13 protein-coding genes and 1 tRNA gene are annotated in these 18,355 nt (G+C 72.8%); 7 read left to right on the top strand and 7 right to left on the bottom strand.

The genetic code is table 11. From position 1 onward, the window contains the following. Positions 1–159: 159 nt before the first annotated feature. The 3 genes from ACFXG1_RS11895 to ACFXG1_RS11885 all read right to left on the bottom strand — a co-directional run bounded on the left by ACFXG1_RS11895 (position 160) and on the right by ACFXG1_RS11885 (position 5,495). Positions 160–2,739 carry an ABC transporter permease gene (locus ACFXG1_RS11895; protein ID WP_384742234.1) on the bottom strand — a complete coding sequence of 860 codons (2,580 nt, stop codon included), beginning with the start codon at positions 2,737–2,739 and terminating at the stop codon, positions 160–162. Next, entirely contained in the window at positions 2,736–3,521 is a 786-nt protein-coding gene (locus ACFXG1_RS11890; protein WP_384742232.1) for an ABC transporter ATP-binding protein, read from the bottom strand. The genes ACFXG1_RS11895 and ACFXG1_RS11890 overlap by 4 nt, the downstream gene beginning before the upstream one ends. 411 nt (positions 3,522–3,932) lie before the next feature. Then, the gene (locus ACFXG1_RS11885) at positions 3,933–5,495 is read right to left on the bottom strand and encodes an alpha/beta fold hydrolase (RefSeq protein ID WP_384713949.1); all 1,563 of its coding nucleotides are present in this window, start codon (positions 5,493–5,495) and stop codon (positions 3,933–3,935) included. A gap of 439 nt (positions 5,496–5,934) precedes the next feature. Between ACFXG1_RS11885 and ACFXG1_RS11880 the strand changes: the two genes are divergently transcribed. From ACFXG1_RS11880 to ACFXG1_RS11865, 4 genes are all read left to right on the top strand, one after another. Next, positions 5,935–6,864, top strand: a complete 930-nt coding sequence (locus tag ACFXG1_RS11880; RefSeq protein WP_384713955.1) for an endonuclease/exonuclease/phosphatase family protein — start codon at positions 5,935–5,937, stop codon at positions 6,862–6,864. A 65-nt stretch (positions 6,865–6,929) separates the two neighbouring features. Next, complete coding sequence (cseB, locus tag ACFXG1_RS11875; protein WP_384742230.1) at positions 6,930–7,697, top strand: two-component system response regulator CseB; 768 nt, start codon at positions 6,930–6,932, stop codon at positions 7,695–7,697. A 5-nt stretch (positions 7,698–7,702) separates the two neighbouring features. Beyond that, complete coding sequence (locus ACFXG1_RS11870) at positions 7,703–8,953, top strand: sensor histidine kinase (RefSeq protein WP_384713943.1); 1,251 nt, start codon at positions 7,703–7,705, stop codon at positions 8,951–8,953. 168 nt (positions 8,954–9,121) lie between these two features. Continuing rightward, entirely contained in the window at positions 9,122–10,123 is a 1,002-nt protein-coding gene (locus ACFXG1_RS11865; RefSeq protein WP_384713941.1) for a D-alanyl-D-alanine carboxypeptidase family protein, read from the top strand. A 106-nt stretch (positions 10,124–10,229) separates the two neighbouring features. On the opposite strand, the gene ACFXG1_RS11860 is transcribed toward ACFXG1_RS11865, so the two are convergent. The 3 genes from ACFXG1_RS11860 to ACFXG1_RS11850 form a co-directional block, all read right to left on the bottom strand. Beyond that, positions 10,230–11,243 carry a cellulose-binding protein gene (locus tag ACFXG1_RS11860; protein WP_384742228.1) on the bottom strand — a complete coding sequence of 338 codons (1,014 nt, stop codon included), beginning with the start codon at positions 11,241–11,243 and terminating at the stop codon, positions 10,230–10,232. Positions 11,244–11,388: 145 nt separating this feature from the next. Further along, a complete protein-coding gene (locus ACFXG1_RS11855) occupies positions 11,389–13,716 on the bottom strand; it encodes an SUKH-4 family immunity protein (RefSeq protein ID WP_384742226.1) in 2,328 nt (775 codons plus the stop codon). A gap of 7 nt (positions 13,717–13,723) precedes the next feature. Continuing rightward, positions 13,724–14,791: an SMI1/KNR4 family protein gene (locus ACFXG1_RS11850; RefSeq protein WP_384720428.1), complete on the bottom strand. Its 1,068-nt coding sequence runs from the start codon at positions 14,789–14,791 to the stop codon at positions 13,724–13,726. A 350-nt stretch (positions 14,792–15,141) separates the two neighbouring features. Here ACFXG1_RS11850 and ACFXG1_RS11845 point away from each other — a divergent pair, with 350 nt between their 5' ends. Then, complete coding sequence (locus ACFXG1_RS11845; protein ID WP_384720425.1) at positions 15,142–15,657, top strand: YwqJ-related putative deaminase; 516 nt, start codon at positions 15,142–15,144, stop codon at positions 15,655–15,657. Positions 15,658–15,667: 10 nt separating this feature from the next. Continuing rightward, entirely contained in the window at positions 15,668–16,162 is a 495-nt protein-coding gene (locus ACFXG1_RS11840) for an SUKH-3 domain-containing protein (RefSeq protein ID WP_384720422.1), read from the top strand. Positions 16,163–16,574: 412 nt separating this feature from the next. Here ACFXG1_RS11840 and ACFXG1_RS11835 read toward each other — a convergent pair whose 3' ends face one another. Next, a complete protein-coding gene (locus ACFXG1_RS11835) occupies positions 16,575–17,891 on the bottom strand; it encodes a sensor histidine kinase (RefSeq protein WP_384742224.1) in 1,317 nt (438 codons plus the stop codon). A 354-nt stretch (positions 17,892–18,245) separates the two neighbouring features. Between ACFXG1_RS11835 and ACFXG1_RS11830 the strand changes: the two genes are divergently transcribed. Continuing rightward, a tRNA-Gln gene (locus tag ACFXG1_RS11830) sits at positions 18,246–18,316 on the top strand. Positions 18,317–18,355: the final 39 nt, after the last annotated feature.

The raw sequence follows: 18,355 nt of genomic DNA, 5'->3' as shown, positions 1-18,355 counted from the left end.
GCAAGACCGGGATCCACGACGACTCCCGGACCCTCCCGGACCAACCGTTCGATTCCCCGGCTGACCGCGATCCGGGGCACAACACCGGGCCCGGTGTCCGAGCGTCGTGCGCTCGGGCGCCGGGCCCGGTTCTTCCTCAGGGGGGTGAGGCTCTCGTCCCTAATCGGTGGCGATGGCGTTCAGGACGTTCATCCGGCCCGCGCGGAACGCGGGGACCAGCGCCGCGAAGAGACCGACGAAGGCGGAGGCGACGAATACCGTGATGATCGTGGGCCACGGGATCTCCAGCACCCCCAGTCCTTCGAGGGCCAGCAGCTTCTGGGCCGCCGTACCCCAGCCCATGCCCAGGCCGAGGCCGAGGAGGGCGCCGAAGAGGGCGATCACCACGGATTCGAGGCGGATCATCCGGCGGAGCTGGCGGCGGGAGAGGCCGATGGCCCGCATCAGGCCGATCTCGCGGGTCCGCTCCACGACCGACAGCGCCAGGGTGTTCACCACACCGAGCACGGCGACGATGATCGCCAGGGCGAGCAGACCGTAGACGATGTTCAGCAGCTGACCGACCTGGTCCTTCAGGTCCTTCTTGAAGTCGGCCTGGTCGGCGGCCTTGTACTGCGGATACGGCTCCAGGGTGGCCTTCAGCGCCGCGTACGCCTCCTTCTCCTGGCCGTCCTTCGCGGAGGCGAAGAGCATCAGGTTCTGCGGCATCTTCTCGGCGGGCAGATACTTCCGCGCGGTGTCCGTACTGATGATCATCACGCCCTGCTCCATGGCGCTGTCGTCCGAGGTGATCGCCCGGACCTTCAGCTTCGCGGTCTGCCCGCCCTTGAACGCCACGGTCAGTTCGGAGCCCAGCTTCACACCGTGCTTGTCCGCGTACTCCTCGCCGACCGACATGGAGTCCGCGGCGTACGCGTCCCCCTGCTTGCCGGCGGTCGTCTTCTTCCGCAGGTCCTCGGCGTACGACGGGTCGGTGGCGACGATCGTCACCTTGGCGCTCTCGCCGTCGGGGGCGGTGATCCTCACGGGGACGTCGCGGTACTGGGTGACGTGCGCGATGCCTTCCGACTTACGGATCGCCTCCAGCGCCTTGGGCACGATCGGCTGGCCCGAGGTGGACTGGATCACATAGTCCGCGCCCACCGACTTGTCCAGCTCCTGCGTCGCCGAGGCGACCAAGGAGGAGCCGACCACGGAGAGGCAGGCCACCAGGGCGAGCCCGATCATCAGGGCCGCGCCGGTGGCGCCGGTGCGGCGCGGGTTGCGCAGGGCGTTCCGCTCGGCCATCCGGCCCACGGGGCCGAACGCCCGGAGGACGACGACGCTGAGGATCCGTACGACCACACCCGCCAGCAGCGGGCCGATCACGATGAAGCCGAGGAGGGAGAGGAGGACACCGGCACCGAGGAGTACGGAGCCCTCACTCGCCTCGTCCGCCCGGGACGCGGCGACCAGGCCGACGGCGCCGCCCGCGGTGAGCAGCAGGCCGATCCCGGCCCGGATCCGGCCCGCCTTGGCGTCGGCCGGCGCGCCGACCTCGCGCAGGGCCGCCATCGGGGAGATCCGGCCGGCGCGGCGGGCCGGGATGTACGCGGCCAGGACCGTCACCACGACGCCCAGGGCCACACCGACGACGGGGGTCGTCCACTTGACCGTCAGGTCCTCGGTGGAGAGCTGCATCCCCATGGTGCCCATCAGCTCCATCAGGCCGACGGCCAGGCCGACACCGGCGGCCACGCCGAGGGCGGAGCCCACGACACCGAGGATGATCGCCTCGATCAGGACCGACCGGTTGACCTGCTTGCGGCTGGAGCCGATCGCCCGCATCAGACCGATCTCGCGGGTCCGCTGCGCCACCAGCATGGAGAAGGTGTTGACGATGAGGAAGATGCCGACGAGCAGGGCGATACCGGCGAAGCCGAGCATCGCGTACTTCATGACGTTCAGGAACGAGCCGACTTGCTCGCGGCCCGCGTCGGCGGACTCCTCCGCCGTCTTCATGTCGTAGGCGCCGGGGGCGCCGCCGAGGGCGGCGGCGACGTTCTTCTCCAGCTGGATGTCGGAGACACCGGGCTTCCCGGTGACCGCGATCTGGGTGAAGCGGTCGTCTCCGCCGAGCAGCTTGGTCTGCGCCGTCCTCGTCTCGAAGACGACCATGGCCGCGCCCGGGTTGGTGACCTTGAAGGACATGATTCCGGAGATGGTGGCGGTGAAGTCGCCGTCCACGGTGATCGTGCGCAGCTGGTCACCGATCTTGAGCTTCTTCTTCTTGGCGGTGTCCGCGTCCACCATCACCTCGGTGGGGCCGCGCGGGGCCTTGCCGGAGCTGATGTCGAAGGTCTTGAGGTCCATATCGGACCAGTTGCCCGCGATCGTCGGGGCGCCGGTGGCGGCGCCGATGTTCTTGTTCTTCTGGTCGACGATGGTCACGGACGCGCTGACGACCGTGCCGATGGCGGTCTTCACGCCCTCGGCGCCGGCGGCCTTCGCCACGAGGGAAGCGGGGAGCGTCTCGGGGCGGCCGGTGTCGGGTCTGTCGTCGTCCTCGATCCCCTTGGGCGAGACCGTGACGTCGGGCGATGTGACCGCGAAGAGCTTCTCGAAGGTCGTGTTCATCGTGTCGGTGAATACGAGGGTCCCGCAGACGAACGCCGTGGAGAGCAGGACGGCGACCGCGGAGAGCGCCATCCGGCCCTTGTGGGCGAAGAAGTTGCGGAACGAGGTCTTGAACGTGGTCACGACGTACGCCCCCGGGCGTCGAAGTCCTTCATCCGGTCCAGCACGGCCTCGGCGGTGGGCCGGAACATCTGGTCCACGATCCGGCCGTCGGCGAGGTACAGCACCCGGTCCGAGTAGGAGGCGGCGACGGGGTCATGGGTGACGATCACGATGGTCTGCCCCAGCTCGTCCACCGAGCGGCGCAGGAAGCTCAGGACCTCGGCGCCCGCGCGGGAGTCGAGGTTGCCCGTGGGCTCGTCCCCGAAGATGATCTCCGGCCGGGCGGCGAGGGCGCGGGCGACGGCGACGCGCTGCTGCTGACCGCCGGAGAGCTGGGTCGGCCGGTGCTTGAGCCGCCCGGCGAGACCGACGGTCTCCACGACCCGGTTCAGCCAGGCGCCGTCGGGCTTGCGGCCCGCGATGTCCATGGGGAGGGTGATGTTCTCCAGCGCGTTGAGCGTCGGCAGCAGATTGAACGCCTGGAAGATAAAGCCGATCCGGTCGCGGCGGAGCTGTGTCAGCTTCTTGTCCTTGAGACCGGTGATCTCCGTGTCGTCCAGGTAGATCTCGCCCGAGGTGACCGTGTCGAGCCCCGCGAGGCAGTGCATCAGGGTCGACTTGCCGGAACCCGACGGGCCCATGATCGCCGTGAACTGCCCGCGGGCGATGTCCACGTCCACCTGGTCGAGGGCGACGACCCGGGTCTCCCCCGCCCCGTACGCCTTCACGATCTGCCGTCCGCGAGCGGCGACGGCTGTGCGTCCTCCGGTGGCCCCGGGCGGAATGGTCGTAGCCGTTGTCACGGTGGTTCTCCTCAGTGGTCACTCGGTGAGCGGTCTGCTGTCGCCGTGGCGCATGTCCCTACAGCCAAAAAGTCTGTCGGCCGGGGAGCTTCGGCGCGCTGGGGCGGGTCACCGTCTTGATGCGGGGGTTTACCCCACCCCTTGGGGGTGGATCCCCGGCGGTGGGCCGAGCGCCCGGGTCGGGTGCCCTGGGAATACGCTAGAAAACAAAGGCCGTTGGTCTCCTCGTCCGCGCGAACGAGGAGGGGTCTGTTCGATCTCAGGAGATCCCCCTACCCCGCCTCCACCTCAGGGTGGAGACCCCTCTCCACCTCCCCTGAGGTCCCCGGGTTCCCGCCCGGCACGGGAAGGCCCCTCCTTCTCGCGCCTGGAGCGAGAAGGAGGGGCCGGTTCCCATGATCCGTGGCCCTGTCAGGGACGCGGTTCTCCGTCACAGGTGCCCTCGGCCTTGCGGCCGGTGCGGAAGAAGTCGACCGCCTTCTCGGCGCAGCGTGTGAGGGGCAGGTCGGCGTGCCCGCCGTTCAGGATGGTGAACAGGGTGCCTCCGGTGGCGTCCCTGGCCTGCTCGGCCCATATGTACGGGGTGACGAACTCGTAGAGGTGGCCGGAGAGCTGGAGCGCGCTGTTGCCGGGGGCGGGCTCGGCGGCCGGCGCCTTCAGCGGCCATTTCGCGCACGGGGAGCTGAAATGCGTCCCTCCCGTCAGGGGGTTGGCCGCACGGCGGGTCTCACGGGTCGCCCACAGGTCCGCGAAACCGCGGCTCGCGCGGTCGGTGTTGCAGAACATGGCCTGCCACTGGAGCGCGTTGGCGAGGTAGCGCGGTTCTTCCGGCGCGAGAGGGCGTACCGGTGCCGGTTCGGCGGTGGCCGCCGGAGGCACCGTCGGGGACGTCGCCGGGGACGCCGGGGGCGTCGTCGGGGGTGTGCCGCCGTTGCGCACCGTGACCAGGTCCTTCGCCGCTTGGTCCCACTCCTCCCGGGGACGGTAGGCCTGGCCGACCACCCAGTGTCCGTCGATACGCACTCCGCCGGCATCGGTGCGCGGCTTCTTCTCCAGCCGGCCGCGCAGCTCGCCCAGCCGTCCCCGGACGGCGGCGTCGTCGGCGCCCCAGCCGTACTCGGCGTCGCGCCCGGCCAGCCAGTCGACGAACGGCGCGGTGTCCTCGGTGGAGCTCGCCTCCTGGTCGGCTTCCATGGTGGGCAGGTGGCGGGTCGGAGGCACCGGTGAGTCCAGCCACATCCGTTCCGTGCGGCGGTCGAACAGGGCACGGTAGGCCATTCCGATGGCGGTGCCGAAGGAGGACCCGTAGAAGTTGATCTTCTCGGTGCCGAGCGCCGCGCGGAACCGGTCGATGTCGCGGGCGGCGTTCTCCGGGGTGATCTGCCGTACGAACTCGGGATCGACGGCCGCGCAGCGCTTGTTGTACTCGGCCTGGTGGTCGAAGGAGACCTTCTGGGTGTCCTTCTCCGACATCGTCGGGGCCGGTTCGGGCCAGGGCTTCTGTTCGCAGGGGATGCCGTCGCTGTAGCCGCTGCCCCGGAGGTCGAGACCGATGAAGTCGTGTTCGGTGTTGAGTCCGGCGAGTCCGCGCTGCGCCATGGACGCCGGGTCGCTGATGTTGGAGAACCCCGGTCCGCCCAGAACGGAAACCATGGGCGCCGCGGACTTCTTCGGCCGGTCGGCCTTGACCCGGCTCACCGCGATCTTGATCTGCCGGCCCCCGGGCTTCGCGTAGTCCATCGGCACGGACAGCTCGGCGCACTCGCTGCGGGTGTCGTTCTTGATCGGCCAGCCCGGCTTCACGGCCGAGCAGAGCTGCCACCGGAATCCCGCCCCGGTGGCACGCTCACCGCCTTGCGCGGCGACGACGCCGGTGCTCGCCTGCAACCCGGCCAGCACCACTGCGGAGACGGCCAGGGCGCGACGGCGTACGACCCCGTTCGGGCCGGACTGCTCACTGCGGTGATCGGTCATCGGTGACACGAGAAGAAGCCTCCGTGAGGGGGGAAGGTGAGGGAGTCCGCGGCGTCCGCGGACCGTCCCACTGTGGACACCGTGTGTAGCCGCCACACCCGGATACGGCATCGGCCGCCCTTCGGTTCTGTATCACCGGGGCATCCGCGACACGGCGCCACCGCTCCGCCCGGCGGCCGCCGGACCCGGCCCCGCCCACTCCCCCGCCCACTCCTGCGCCCCCGCCCACGCCCCGGACGGGCAAACGCGCCGACACCCGGTTGATACAGAGCCGCGCGACCGCTGAAGCACTCCGTTGACCAGGCAGAAGTCCATCTCCCCGAGGCTGGTGGCGTACCCGGCGGGCGTATCCGGCCCCGGGTGGTCACCAGATGGGGAGACACCGCACGTGCCGAGCGCTCCGACAGTCCTCGAACCCGCCACCGACCCGCCACCGGAGGTGTCGGGCGCCACCGCCTGGACCCGCGGGCGGGTGCTCGCCGCCGCCGGGCCGCTCTGGGCGGGGCTGATGGCACTGCACGACCGGATCCCCAACGAGTTCGGCAATCTCGGCAGCCTCTTCCAGACCCTGCTGCCCTGGACGATCGTCGGCGTACCCGTACTGCTCGGTCTCGCCGCCGTGCGCCGTTCCCGGCTCGCGGCCGCCACCGCCCTCGTGCCCGCCGTCGTCTGGGTGGTGCTCTTCGGCGGCACCCTCACCGACAAGAGCGCGGGCGGCGGCGATCTGACCGTGGTGAGCCACAACGTCGACGAGGGCAACCGGGACCCGGCCGGCACCGCGCGCGCCCTGGCGGCGGTGGACGCGCACGTACTGGCGCTGGAGGAGCTGCCCACGGACTCCGTGGAGGTGTACGAGAACGCGCTGGCCGGTGCCTACCCGCACCACGCGGTCATCGGCGGGGTCGGGCTGTGGAGCCGCTATCCGCTCAAGGACGTGGCGGCGGTGCCGATCATGCCGTGGACCCGGGCGATACGGGCCACGGCCGACACCCCGCGAGGGCCCGTCGCGCTCTATGTCGCCCATCTCGCGTCGGTACGCGTCCATCCCGCCGCCGGTTTCACCACCGGGCGCCGCAACGAGGCCGCCGGGGCCCTGGCCGCGGCGCTCCGCGCGGAGCCCCTGCCCCGGGTCGTGCTGATGGGCGACTTCAACGGCACCTCGTGGGACACGGCGCTCGACCCCGTCTTCTCGCCGCTCCGCTCGGTCCAGCGGGAGGCGGGCGACGGGTTCGGCTTCACCTGGCCCGCCGCCTTCCCCGTGGTCCGTATCGACGACATCCATGTGAAGGGCATCACGCCCCGCTCGTCCCGGACCCTGCCCGCGACCGGCAGCGACCATCTGCCCGTCGCCGCGTCCCTGCGGCTGTGACCCCCTTCTCCGGCGCCGGAGCCGCCGCGGCGACTGATTACGATAAGACGGAGGGTCGGATTCCGATGAACGAGGGTGCCCAGGTGAGCGGTGTGTCGGAACCCCGGGTCCCGGACCCTCTCCATGTGCTTCTCGTCGAGGACGACGACGCCATCCGGCGCTCCGTCCAGCTCGCCCTGGAGCGCTACGGCTACCGGGTCACGGTGGCCGCCGACGGACTCGGCGGCCTTGAGGCCTTCCGCGACGGCGGCCACGATCTGCTGATCCTCGACGTCATGCTGCCCGAGCTCGACGGGATCGGCCTGTGCTGCCGGATCCGCGAGCAGAGCCAGGTACCGGTGCTGATGATGTCGGCCCGCGGCGACGCCCTCGACGTGGTCGCAGGGCTTGAGGCGGGCGCCGACGACTATGTGGTGAAACCCGTCGATACCGCGATCATGGTCGCCCGTATCCGCGCCCTGCTGCGCCGCGCCACCTTCCAGCCGCCCGGGTCACCCACCACCGCCACGGCCACCGCACCCGCCCAGCCCCCGGGACACGGCGACAAGCCCCTCGTCTTCGGCGACCTCAGCGTCGACACCCGGGGAATGGAGGTGCGCCGGGCCGGCGAGCTGATCCCCCTGACCCCCACCGAACTGCGCCTGCTGCTGGAGTTCGCCGCCTCCCCCGGAGTGGTCCTCGACCGCCGCAAGCTGCTGCGCGACGTCTGGGACTACGGCTGGGAGGGCGACACCCGCGTCGTGGACCTCTGCGTCCTGCGGCTGCGGAAGAAGATCGGCGGCGGCCGGATCGAGACCGTCCGCGGCTTCGGCTACAAACTCGTCCGCGGCTGACCGCCGTGGGCCTGCTCAATCCCCGCGCCCTGCGCTGGAAGATCGCCGCACTGACCGCCCTCACCTGCTGTGCCGTCGCCGCCGTGATCGCCTTCCTGGTCCGGGACGACAACCAGGACCGACTGCTCAGGGTGGGCCGCGAGCGCGTCACCACCGAGCTGGAGACGGCGGTCGAGCAGTACGAGCGGTCGGAGAGCCGGCCCGTGAAGTTCGATCTCCGTACCCCGGAGGAGACCCCCGCCCCGCTGCGGGACGCACTCGCCGAACAGCGCCGCCAGGGCGGCGACATCGGTATCTGGTACGAGGTCGACAAGCCCAACAGGCACTGGATGTGGGCGGCGACCACCGTCGCCGACGGCAGGATCCTGATCGCCGGGGCCGATATGTACATGGAGGAGCGCAGCCTCCAGCTCCAGGACCGTTCCATCGTCACCTCCGTCCTCGTCGCCCTCGCCGTCGTCGTCCCGCTCGCCGCGCTGGCCGCGGAACCGGTCGTCCGGCGGCTCGGCCACGGCGCCCGTACCGCCCGCGCGATCGCCGACGGCGATCTCGACGCCCGGATCGGCCGTCGCGGACGCGCCCGCGACGAGGTCACGGAGATGTCGGCCGCCGTCGACGAGATGGCCGCGGCCCTCCAGCGCAGACTGGAGAACGAGCGGCGGTTCACCGCCGATGTCGCGCACGAACTGCGCACCCCACTCATGGGCCTGGTCACCACCGCCGGACTGCTGCCCGACGACGACGAGGTGGCCGTTCTGCTCCGGGACCGGGTACGGGCCCTGAACGCGCTGGTCGAGGATCTGCTGGAGATCTCCCGCCTCGACGCGGGGATCGAGCGGGCCGATCTCGACGCCGTACCGCTCGGCGAGTTCGTCACCGATGTCGTACGGCGCCTGGAGGCGGGCCCCGGAATCTCCGTCACGGTCCCGGACGGAGAGGACATCCGGGTGGAGACCGATCCGCGCCGGGTGGAACGGATCGTGGTGAACCTCGTCATCAACGCCCAGCGGCACGGCGCAGCGCCCGTCCGGATCACCGTCGCCGGAAACCGGATCACGGTCCGCGACCACGGCCCGGGGTTCCCCGCCGCACTGCTCGACGAGGGCCCGCAGCGGTTCCGTACCGGCGCGAGCGAGCGGGGGCGCGGGCACGGGCTCGGACTGACCGTCGCCCAGGGGCAGGCCGAGGTCCTCGGCGCCCGGCTGGCCTTCGCCAACGCCCCGGACGGCGGCGCCGTCGCCACCCTCGACCTCTGACGCGTCCCGCGTACCCCGCACGGCGTTACGGCCGTCGGCGCGGGATGAAACGTAACGGCAACGCAGCTACGCGGCGGTGGAAACGGCGCCGCACCGGTGCCGAAGAATGCCTGACCGAAGGTGATTCCGGGTGCCCGACCGCACCCGGAATCACCGGAGGTATCCCCCATGTCCGACGTCCGCCGCCCCACCCGGCCCGGCCCCGGAGCCCGGCCCGCCGCGCTCCCCCGCCGCCGTCCGCTCCTCGTCGCCCTGGCCGCCGCCGGCGCGCTGTTCGCCGGGGCGTGCGCCGGGCCCGCCGACGCGGGACTGCCCGACGCCGACGTCCCGGCCGTCGCCGCCGTCGCCGACTCCATGGACCTGCCCTGGCCGGACGAGGGCCAGGCCAGTGTGTCCGTCGAGGGCATCGGCAGCCTCGGCACCAAGGGCAGGCAGACCCCGGTCCCGATCGCCAGCGTCACCAAGGTCATGACCGTCTATGTGATCCTGAAGGACCATCCGATGAAGGACGGCCGGGCCGGCGCGAGCATCGTCGCCGACCAGCAGGCGGCCGACGAGGCGTTCTCCTCCACCGAATCGGCCGCACCCGTCCTGGCCGGACGCACCTACACCCAGCGCGAACTGCTGGAGATCATGATGGTCTCCTCCGCCAACAATGTGGCCCGGCTGCTGGCCCGCTGGGACGCGGGCGGCCAGGAGGCGTTCGTCGCCAAGATGAACCGGACCGCCGCCGCGCTCGGGATGGACCGCACCACCTACACCGGGGTGAGCGGTATCGAGTCCGACACCCGCAGCACCGCCGCCGACCAGATGAAACTGGCCCGCGCCGCCATGAAGGACCCGGCCTTCCGCGCGATCGTGGCCACGCCCGCCGTGACGCCGCCCGGCGGTGTACGGATCCCCAACACCAACAAGCTGCTGGGCCGGGACGGTGTCGTCGGACTGAAGACCGGCTCCTCCACCCCGGCGGGCGGCAACCTCGTCTGGGCCGCCACCCAGGAGGTCGCCGGCACCCCCCGGCTGGTCCTCGGTGTCGTTCTGGGCCAGCGCGCGGGCAGTACCCCCGCCCAGGGCAGCGCCGCCGCGCGCGACGCCAGCCGGGCCCTGATCACCTCGGTCCGCACGGGCCTCCCGGCCGCCGTCACCCGTGCCGCCGCCGCGGGCAAATGACCGGCCGCGGGGAAGAACTTCCAGAGGCGCGACAAGCCACTCACCGGGCCGCGGGCCGAAAACACCTGCGGACGCCGGACATGTCCGGTCCCGGGCCATAAGCAGCTCAAGGGGCGAGGGGACCCCCGGGATTGTCCGGCCTACCCCTCGGCGCCTCGGCGGGAGGCGAGCCGGCCGGAGGCGAGAGGCTGTCGTGGAGGAGTTTCAGGGGCTCCAGCGCCTCCGCGCGGGCCGACGCGTGGTGGGTCAGGACGCGGTCCGTCTCGCGCGCCACCCCCTCCGCCTCTTCCGCCGCGGCCCGCAGCAGCGCCTCCGCCCGCGCCCCCGCCGCCTCGTCGGTGCGGCGCGCGTGCTCCTCCGCGTCGGCGAACTCCCGCTCGGCCTGCCGCAGCAGTGCCTCCGCACGCCCCTCGCCGCCCGCCCTGAGGTCGTCCGCGGCGGCGGACCGGCGTTCGGCTTCGCGCTCGACCTCGGCCCACCGCTGCGCCTGCTCCGATTCGAGCGCCGCGAGCAGATCCTCGGCGCGCCGCCGCATACCGTCCCAGACCACGGTCGCCTCGGCACGGTACGCGCCCGCGTCGCGGCGGGCGTCCATCAGGAGGCGTCCGCCCGCGATACGCGCCGCGGTGACCAGCCGCCGGGTGTGGTCCTCGGCCTCGGCGAGCGCCGCCCCGGCCGCCGCGCCCGACTCCTCGGCGAGCCGCCGGGCCGCCGTCTCGGCCGCCTCCGCCCCGCTCCTGGCCTCGTCACGGGCGGTGGTGCGAATGTGGTCGGCGGTCTCCCAGACCGCGGCGAGGAGCTCCCGGGCGGGCGCGCCCAAAGACTCGTACGTCTGCGGTCCGAGCCCTTCCACGGCCTCCCGCAGCCGCGCCGCCTCCGCCGTCATCTCCCTGGCGAGGACGGTGAGCCGGGCCGCCCGTTCCCATGCCTCGTCGCGTTCGCGGGACACCGCCGCGAGATGGTCGTGGACCTGGTCCGCGCGATAACCGCGGCGTACGACGTCGAACCCGTGCTCCGGATCGCACAACACCTCACAGGACGGATCGGGATCGGGCCCGAAGGAGGACGGTTCGGCTGCTGCGGCGGTGGTCATCTCGCGGGCCCCTTCGTCGTCCGTCACCGCCGCATATCATCCGCGATACGGACGAAGCGACCGGTCGTCGACACCCGGGAAGCCCCGGAAGTACCCGAAAAGCAGAGGAGACGGGGCGCCGGTCCCGTCGGACCCGCGCCCCGTCTCCGCCGTACGACCGCCGTCGCCGTCGTTACAGCAGCCCGTCCCACATCTGTTCGAGCAGTACGGACCACCAGCTCTCGGGCGACGCCAGTGCCGCCGGGTCGAGCGCGGCCAGATACGCCTGGAAGTCGACGGTCCAGCGGCCCGCCTGCTCCGGCGTGAGCCCGTACCGCAGGCGCCACATCTGGCCGAGCAGGGCCAGGCAGCGGATGAATTCCGGCAGCCCGCTGTTGACGAACTGCGGTGCCGTCGGCGCCCCGCCCGGACCCGCCTCGACGGGCACGGCCACGATGTTGGCGGTGCCGTACTGCACACAGATCGCCCGGCCGAAGTCGCTGCCGACGACCAGATACGAGGACGCGTCGGCGGCGGCCCGCACCTGCCGCTGGGCGGCGAGTTCGGCCAGGGTCGGGATTACCGGCCGCGCGGGCTGCGCCCAGAAGAAGGGGTTGAAGTCCCCGGGCAGCCCGGCGTAGACGAGGGTCGCCGCGACGACGTCGGGGACGCCCTGCCTGGAGACCGCGCGCTGGTCGAAGCGGAGGACGCCCTGCGGACCGAAGGCGTTGAGCAGCTCCTGGGCGACGCCCTGCGGCGGCACCGGCGGCGCGGGCTGGACCTGCGGCAGCGGTACGCGGACCGGGGCGGGCCGCGCGGGGCCGTCGGCGACCTGGTGCAGCTCGCCCTGGTGGGTGATCAGCTGCCGCATGCCGTCCTGGCGTCCGGCGTGGTCGCGGCCGTACGGCGCGATGCTGGTGATCCGCGCCTGCGGCCACTGCTCCCGGATCATCCGGGCGCAGTAGCCGCCGGGCAGATCGCACGACTCCAGCTCGGTATGGAGCCCCAGGACCTGGTCGGACGGGATGTTCATGGCCCGCAGCTCGTGGAAGATCTGCCACTCGGGGTGGGGCGTACCGGGCGCGCTGCGACGGATGATCTGCGCCTCGGAGCCGTCCGGGGCGCGGTATCGCAGCACGGCCTGGTAGCCGGGTCCGACCGTGGGCAGGCCCGACGGCTGGGGATGGCCGTACGCGGGCGGGGCACCGGGCCCGGATACCGGCGGCGGCGGTCCCGGCGGCGCGGGCGGGCCGGAGTTCGGGCGGGGTGCGGACGCGGGTACGCCGGGGGGTCCCGGCGGCGGGGGCGTGGCCCCGGCTCCTGGCGCACCGGGCGCACCGGGCGGCGGCGGGGGCGCGCCGGGGCCGAGCGGATTCGGCCCGGCGAGCATGGTCGCCGCGTGGTGGACCTGGTCCGGCGCGGCGGGCGGCGGCACGGGCGGGCCGGGCGGCGGGGTGTGCCCGGGGCCCACCTGGGAGACGAGCTGCGTCGGTACGTAACCGGCGCCGGTCCCACCGGGAGGCGCGGGCGGTCCGGGCGGAGGTCCGGGCGGTCCGGGCGGCGGCGGGGCCGCCGGGACTCCGGGGCGGCGCGGGGGCGGGGCCTTCGCGGTGGCGGCGTCCGCTATATCGGCGGCGCCGGTACCGGGGCCCGGCGGCGGCGTCGAAGCGGCCGACACCGGGGGTACGGGCGGCGGGGTCGCGCCCTGCGGAGGCGCCACGGACACCGGCGACGGACCGGGGCGCATCGCGCCCTCGACCGCCGTCGGCGGCAACTGGCTGCCGCCCTCCATCAACGCGGTGGGCAGCTCCGCGCCCACCGCGCCGGCGCCCGGGGTGACCGGCGATTCGAGCACGGTCACGGGCAGGGGTACGGAGCCGTCGTCGGGCCCGGCGGCCGTGCCGCGGCTGGGCGTGGGCCAGGCGCCGTCGGCCGACGCGGCGCCGGACGCCACCGCCGGAGGAGCATCCTCCGGTTCGGCGTCGCGCGGCTCGGCGTCACCCGGTCCGACGTCCCGCGGTTCGGCATCGCCCGGTGCCGCATCGCCCGGTTCCGCGTCCCGGGGGGCGTCCTCCGGGGCCGCGTCCTCCGGACCCGGGTCCGGGGCCGCGTCCTCGGGCGGCGCGTCCTCGTGAGCCGTATCGCCGCTCCTCCGGTTCGCCGCCTCCTGGAGCCACTCCGGCGGGGTGATCAGGAACGACGTCTGATGGAGGTCGATCCGTTGCGGCTTCTCGGGCGCGGCGGGGGGCGGCGCGTCGGCGGAGCCGCCGTACTCCTCCTCGTACCGCCGGATGACCTCACCCACCGGCAGCCCCGGCCAGAGCGTGGCCTCGCCACCGTCCCGGGCGATGACCAGCCGCTGTGTACCGCCGCCGGACCGGACACCGCCCTCGCGGTCCTCCGCCCACACCACGAAACCGAGATCGAACTCCCGTACCCGCACCTCGCGGTGCTGGTACGCGGGCAGCTCGCCGTTGATCCACTCCTCGGCGCGCTCCTGCGCCTGTGCGAAAGTCACCATCGCCGTCTCACTCCCCATCCGGCGCGTCGTTCACGGAACCAGTCCCAGTCCCGGAACCGGACCCGGGCGTTCCCGGAGGGACGGAACGGGCGAAGCCGCCCTCGACCATCAGGCCCGCCACGGTCTCCAACTCCGGCGGATCGCCCGCCAGCCGCCCGAGGAAGTCGTCGAAGTCGTCGCCGCAGGGCAGCAGCAGCGCCTCCGCGCGCTCCTGGGCGGTCCAGTCGTCCCGGTCGCGGACGTCGTCGTACGCGCAGAACCAGACGGAACCGGTCGAACCACCCCGGACCTTGACCGCCAGCAGGCCGCCCTGGACATAGCCGACGCCCAGATAGTCCTTGGTGAGATGGTCGCGCAGGCACTTGTTGGCATAGACGAGGTCGTTGACGGCGGCCTCGTCGCGGACCGTGAGGAACGGCTGGTCGACGAGGAGTCCGAGCCGGGGATCGAGCGCCGCGCCGACGGGCGCGCAGCCGCCCGCGGCCTTGAGGAAGTCGCGGTAGGCGCCGGGCAGTCGGTAGCCGAGGTCCTCCTCCACACCGAGGAGTTGCGTCTCGGTGACGGCGAGACCGCGCCGGGGCAGCCCGATATGGGCGGGGCGGGCCTCCTGCAACGGGCGGGTGCCGCGCTTGCCGTGGTCGGCCGCGGCGGTGGCGAGACCGCCGTGGTGCCGCAGCAGGGCCTTCACCTCGACCGGGACCAGTTCGAGCCGGCGGGTACCGCGGACGTGGTGCCAGGTCCAGCCGTGCGGGGTGGCGACGGCGGGCAGGGCCTCCCACAGTTCATGGCCGTCGGCGTGGAGGACGGCGTTGGCCGAGACGTAGTCCGTGAGCCGGAGTTCGTCGATGCCGAAGCCCTCGGGCGGTTCGGCGATCTCGGCGGCGGCACGGGCGTACGGCGAGAAGTCCGGGTAGCCGTCGGCGTCCACCCGCACCCCGCGGGGGTGGCGGGCGGCCCGTACCGGATCCGGGAAGTGCACGACCTGACCGGCGTAGGCCGCGTTCGGCGGCGCGGCGGGCGGCTGGGCACCGGCGCCGGGAGGTGGGGCTCCCAGCCCCTGCCGACCTGTCGTCATGGGTTCTGCCCCCTGCTGGCTACTGGCTGTTCGGGACAGCCTATGCGGTGGGATGGGCTCCGTCGCCAGAGCGCTTCCCCCGCCCCAGGACCCGCCGCGCGCCGTGGCCGCGCCCCGTGTTCACGCCGCCGCGCCCCGTGTGCGTACCGGCCGCCCGCCACCCCGGAACCGATACCTCCGCTCTCGTATGCCAGTTCCCTCTCGGGCCCCGACCGCTCACCAACTGTCACGATCGAGTGACCGAACGCCGACGGGGATACACGTTTTTTCGCCCCAGCTTCCCCAGAAAGCACAGCGTTTGGCAGGCTGTTCCCGCTCGGGGGGAGTGCAGGGGAGGGGACGACGGCACCATGCACACAGCGCAACCGCGTACACAGAGCGACACGGGTGATCCCCGTCTCAGCTGGAGCAGCGACGAGACGACGCGCCCGCCGACGCTCGGGCACCGCCGCGACGGCATTCTGCCGACGGTCGCGGCGGCCCTTTCCGTGCGCGGAACGGTCTTCACCTCCACCGCCGCGAAGGCGGACCGGGCACCGGTCCTCCACCCCCTCGTCCAGGACTTCCTCGACACGCTCACCAGCGGCCAGCGCGAACGGGTCACCGGGCGCTGCGCGGAGACACTGGTGCTCTCCCGGCATCTCACCGAGGCGGACGGCAGGCGCTCGAAACGGGCCCAGCGCCGGGCGATGACCAACACCGAGGCCAAACGCGCCCTGAAGAGCGCGAAACTGACGGCGCGACGGATCCGGGAGGACGGCGACCCGCTGCACGGCAGCTACGCCCCGCCGTGCCGGTCCTGTACCGCCATGCTCGACCACTTCGGCGTCCGCGCCGTCGACCCCGGCACACCCGAGAACGGCTGACCACCACCCCATGCCCGACAACCTGAGCACGACACGCTTCCCCGTCGGCGTCGACGCGGCCCTCCGGGAGGCGGGCTGGCGCCCCGGCCGCTGGGACATCAAGCTGGCCGAGCACTGGGCGGACACCCTCAGGGCGTACGTCTCCCCCGGCGGACACCGGCACTCCCTGTTCCCGGCGGCGGTCGAGGCCTGGGCCGAATTCGGCGGACTGCGCGTCACGGCGCTCGCCCCCGGGCGCCAGGTGGCACCGCCCGAACTGCGGATCGACCCGTTGTACGGGCTCCACCTCGCCCGCACCCTCGCGGACCTGGGCCGCGCCCTGGACACGGAGATCGCGCCCCTGGGCGTGGAGGGCGACGACCAGGCGGTCCTGGCGATCGACACATCGGGCCGGATGTTCAGCGTCGACCACACGGGCGACTGGTACGTGGGCAAATCGGTGGACGAGGGCCTGGAGTGCCTGCTGCTGGGCCGCACCCCCCACCGCCTGATCGCCTCCCACTGAGGACCCAGGGCTTCCGGAAAGCGCCGCGGCGGCGACCCTCACGTTCCCGACCGCGGCCCGTCTGTGGCTTGTCGCGCAGTTCCTCGCGCCCCTAAAAGCACGTGGTGTGCCGGTCATGTCCGTCGTCGTGGGGAGGGCGGGTGCGGGGTCGCCCCCGCAGCCGTCGGCGGGATGCAGCGGTCAGCGTTTCCAAGGCCCCGAGTTCCGCCGATGGCGAGGAGGTGGCCCCGGGACCGACCGACCAACCCGCGCCGCACAGGCAACCCGCAGGGTCCTGGAGCGCGGCCGGCCAACAAGACAAACCGGGGCCCGCACCCCACCAGCAGCCTGGATCACGACATCCAGGGGCGCGGGGAACTGCGCGACCAGCCACCCACCAAGCCGCACCCGGACGCACAGCGTGAGCGTCGCGTCAGCCCACCGGAAGCACGGCCGAGACGCGGAAGCCACCGGCGTCCGTCGGGCCCGAGACGAAGACGCCGCCCAGCGCGTGGACCCGCTCCCGCATGCCCACGAGCCCGTTGCCTCCGCTCGGGAGGTCCGCGCCGTCCCCGGACGCGTCGGGCGCGCCGTTCTCGACCTGCATGGCGACCTCGGTACCGCGGTGCGCCAGCCGGACGAGCACCTTCGCGCCCGCCGCGTGCTTGTGGACGTTGGTCAGGGCTTCCTGGATCACCCGGTACGCGGTCTGCTCGACCTCCGGCGGATAGTCGCGGGCTTCGCCCTGCACGGCGTACTCGACGACCATGCCCGCCTGCCGGGACTGGCCGACGAGCGCCTCCACGTCGGCGATGCTGGGCCCGTCGCCGTCACCCCCGGCTGCCGCCGCCGCGGCGGCCGCGGCGGCGGCGCCCACCGCCGCCAGCGGCACGGCCGCGACCGACGGCCGGTCGTCGCCCGAGCGCAGGACGCCGAGCATCTCGCGCAGCTCGGTCAGCGCCTGTCGCCCCATGTCGCCGACGAGCGCCGCGTTCTTGACGGCTTTCGGCGGGTCCTTGAGCGCGACGGCCTGGAGCGCCGCCGCGTGGACCACCATGAGGCTCACCCGGTGGGCCACGACGTCGTGCATCTCGCGGGCGATCCGGGTGCGCTCTTCCGTACGGGCCCATTCGGCGCGTTCCTCGGCCCGGTCGGCGAGGAGGGACAGCTCGGCCTCCAGGCTGTCCGCGCGTTCGCGGAGGCTCTCCATCAGCCGTCGCCGCGCACCTATATAGAGGCCGAAGAGGACCGGCGGCAGCGCGAGGCCGACCGCGACGAACGCGGACATCGCGGGGACGAACCAGGCCCCGGGGTCACCGAAGTCCTCCGGTGCCTCCCGGACGTCCTGTTCCATCTGTACGAACGCGATGATGAACATCCCCACCAGCGACATCCCGGTCAGCGTGGCGGTGATCCGCCGCGGCACCTCGGACGCGGCGAGCGAGTAGAGGCCGACGATGGTGAGCAGATAGCCCATCTCGGCCGGTGTGATCGCGATCCCCACGAGGACGACCGCGATGGGCCAGCGTCTGCGCAGGACGAGCGACGCCCCGGCGATCATTCCGAACAGCACTCCGAGGGCGACGGGGGTCGCGGTGCGTTCCGCGAATCGCCAGCCCTCGAGAGCGCACTCCAAGGCGGAGACGAGCCCGAGCCCCACATCAAGCGCGACGCTTCGCCGCCGTCCCCACCACAGCCAGGAACGGGGCGTCGTGCCCGTCGCTTCCTGGTGTGCCCCCGTTGTGGTCATGCGCTCCACCCTACGGGCGGCGGACGGCGAACACCCGGGGTGTTTCCCGCGATTCCGCCGTCGTCCCCGGGCAGCCCCGGCACGGCCCCGGCCGATCCCGCCACGACCCCCGGCACGGACCCCGGCCGAACCGGCACGGACCCCGGCACGGACCCCGGCACGGCCCCGGCCGAACCGGCACGGACCCCGAGCAGGCCCGGAGCAGCCCCCGGGCAGACCCCCCGCCGGCCCCGGCACCGTCCCGTACCCGCCACTATCCGGCTCGTACACCGTCGCGGGGGAGGCGGGCCGTACGGCATAGTAGGGGCTGTCCCGGTGATCGCCCGGTCGTGAGACCCGTCACCTCGGATGCCTTCCCAGGTCGTCTAATGGCAGGACAAATGGTTTTGGTCCATTGAATGAGGGTTCGATTCCTTCCCTGGGAGCAGCAAGGACGGCCCGGCCGTCCGCGTACGGGTCCCGAC

The organism is Streptomyces sp. NPDC059248 (genome assembly GCF_042753905.1).
Lineage (GTDB): Bacteria > Actinomycetota > Actinomycetes > Streptomycetales > Streptomycetaceae > Streptomyces.
Note: the sequence above shows the minus strand (reverse complement) of the source record. Positions and strands in the feature narration are given on the sequence as shown.

Excerpts from the sequence above, each read along its gene's own strand:
- ACFXG1_RS11865 (WP_384713941.1), top strand. The coding sequence starts at position 9,122 with ATGTCCGACGTCCGCCGCCCCACCCGGCCCGGCCCCGGAGCCCGGCCC.
- ACFXG1_RS11850 (WP_384720428.1), bottom strand. The coding sequence starts at position 14,791 with ATGACGACAGGTCGGCAGGGGCTGGGAGCCCCACCTCCCGGCGCCGGT.
- ACFXG1_RS11855 (WP_384742226.1), bottom strand. The coding sequence starts at position 13,716 with ATGGTGACTTTCGCACAGGCGCAGGAGCGCGCCGAGGAGTGGATCAAC.
- ACFXG1_RS11845 (WP_384720425.1), top strand. The coding sequence starts at position 15,142 with ATGCACACAGCGCAACCGCGTACACAGAGCGACACGGGTGATCCCCGT.
- ACFXG1_RS11840 (WP_384720422.1), top strand. The coding sequence starts at position 15,668 with ATGCCCGACAACCTGAGCACGACACGCTTCCCCGTCGGCGTCGACGCG.
- ACFXG1_RS11885 (WP_384713949.1), bottom strand. The coding sequence starts at position 5,495 with ATGACCGATCACCGCAGTGAGCAGTCCGGCCCGAACGGGGTCGTACGC.
- ACFXG1_RS11835 (WP_384742224.1), bottom strand. The coding sequence starts at position 17,891 with ATGACCACAACGGGGGCACACCAGGAAGCGACGGGCACGACGCCCCGT.
- cseB (WP_384742230.1), top strand. The coding sequence starts at position 6,930 with ATGAACGAGGGTGCCCAGGTGAGCGGTGTGTCGGAACCCCGGGTCCCG.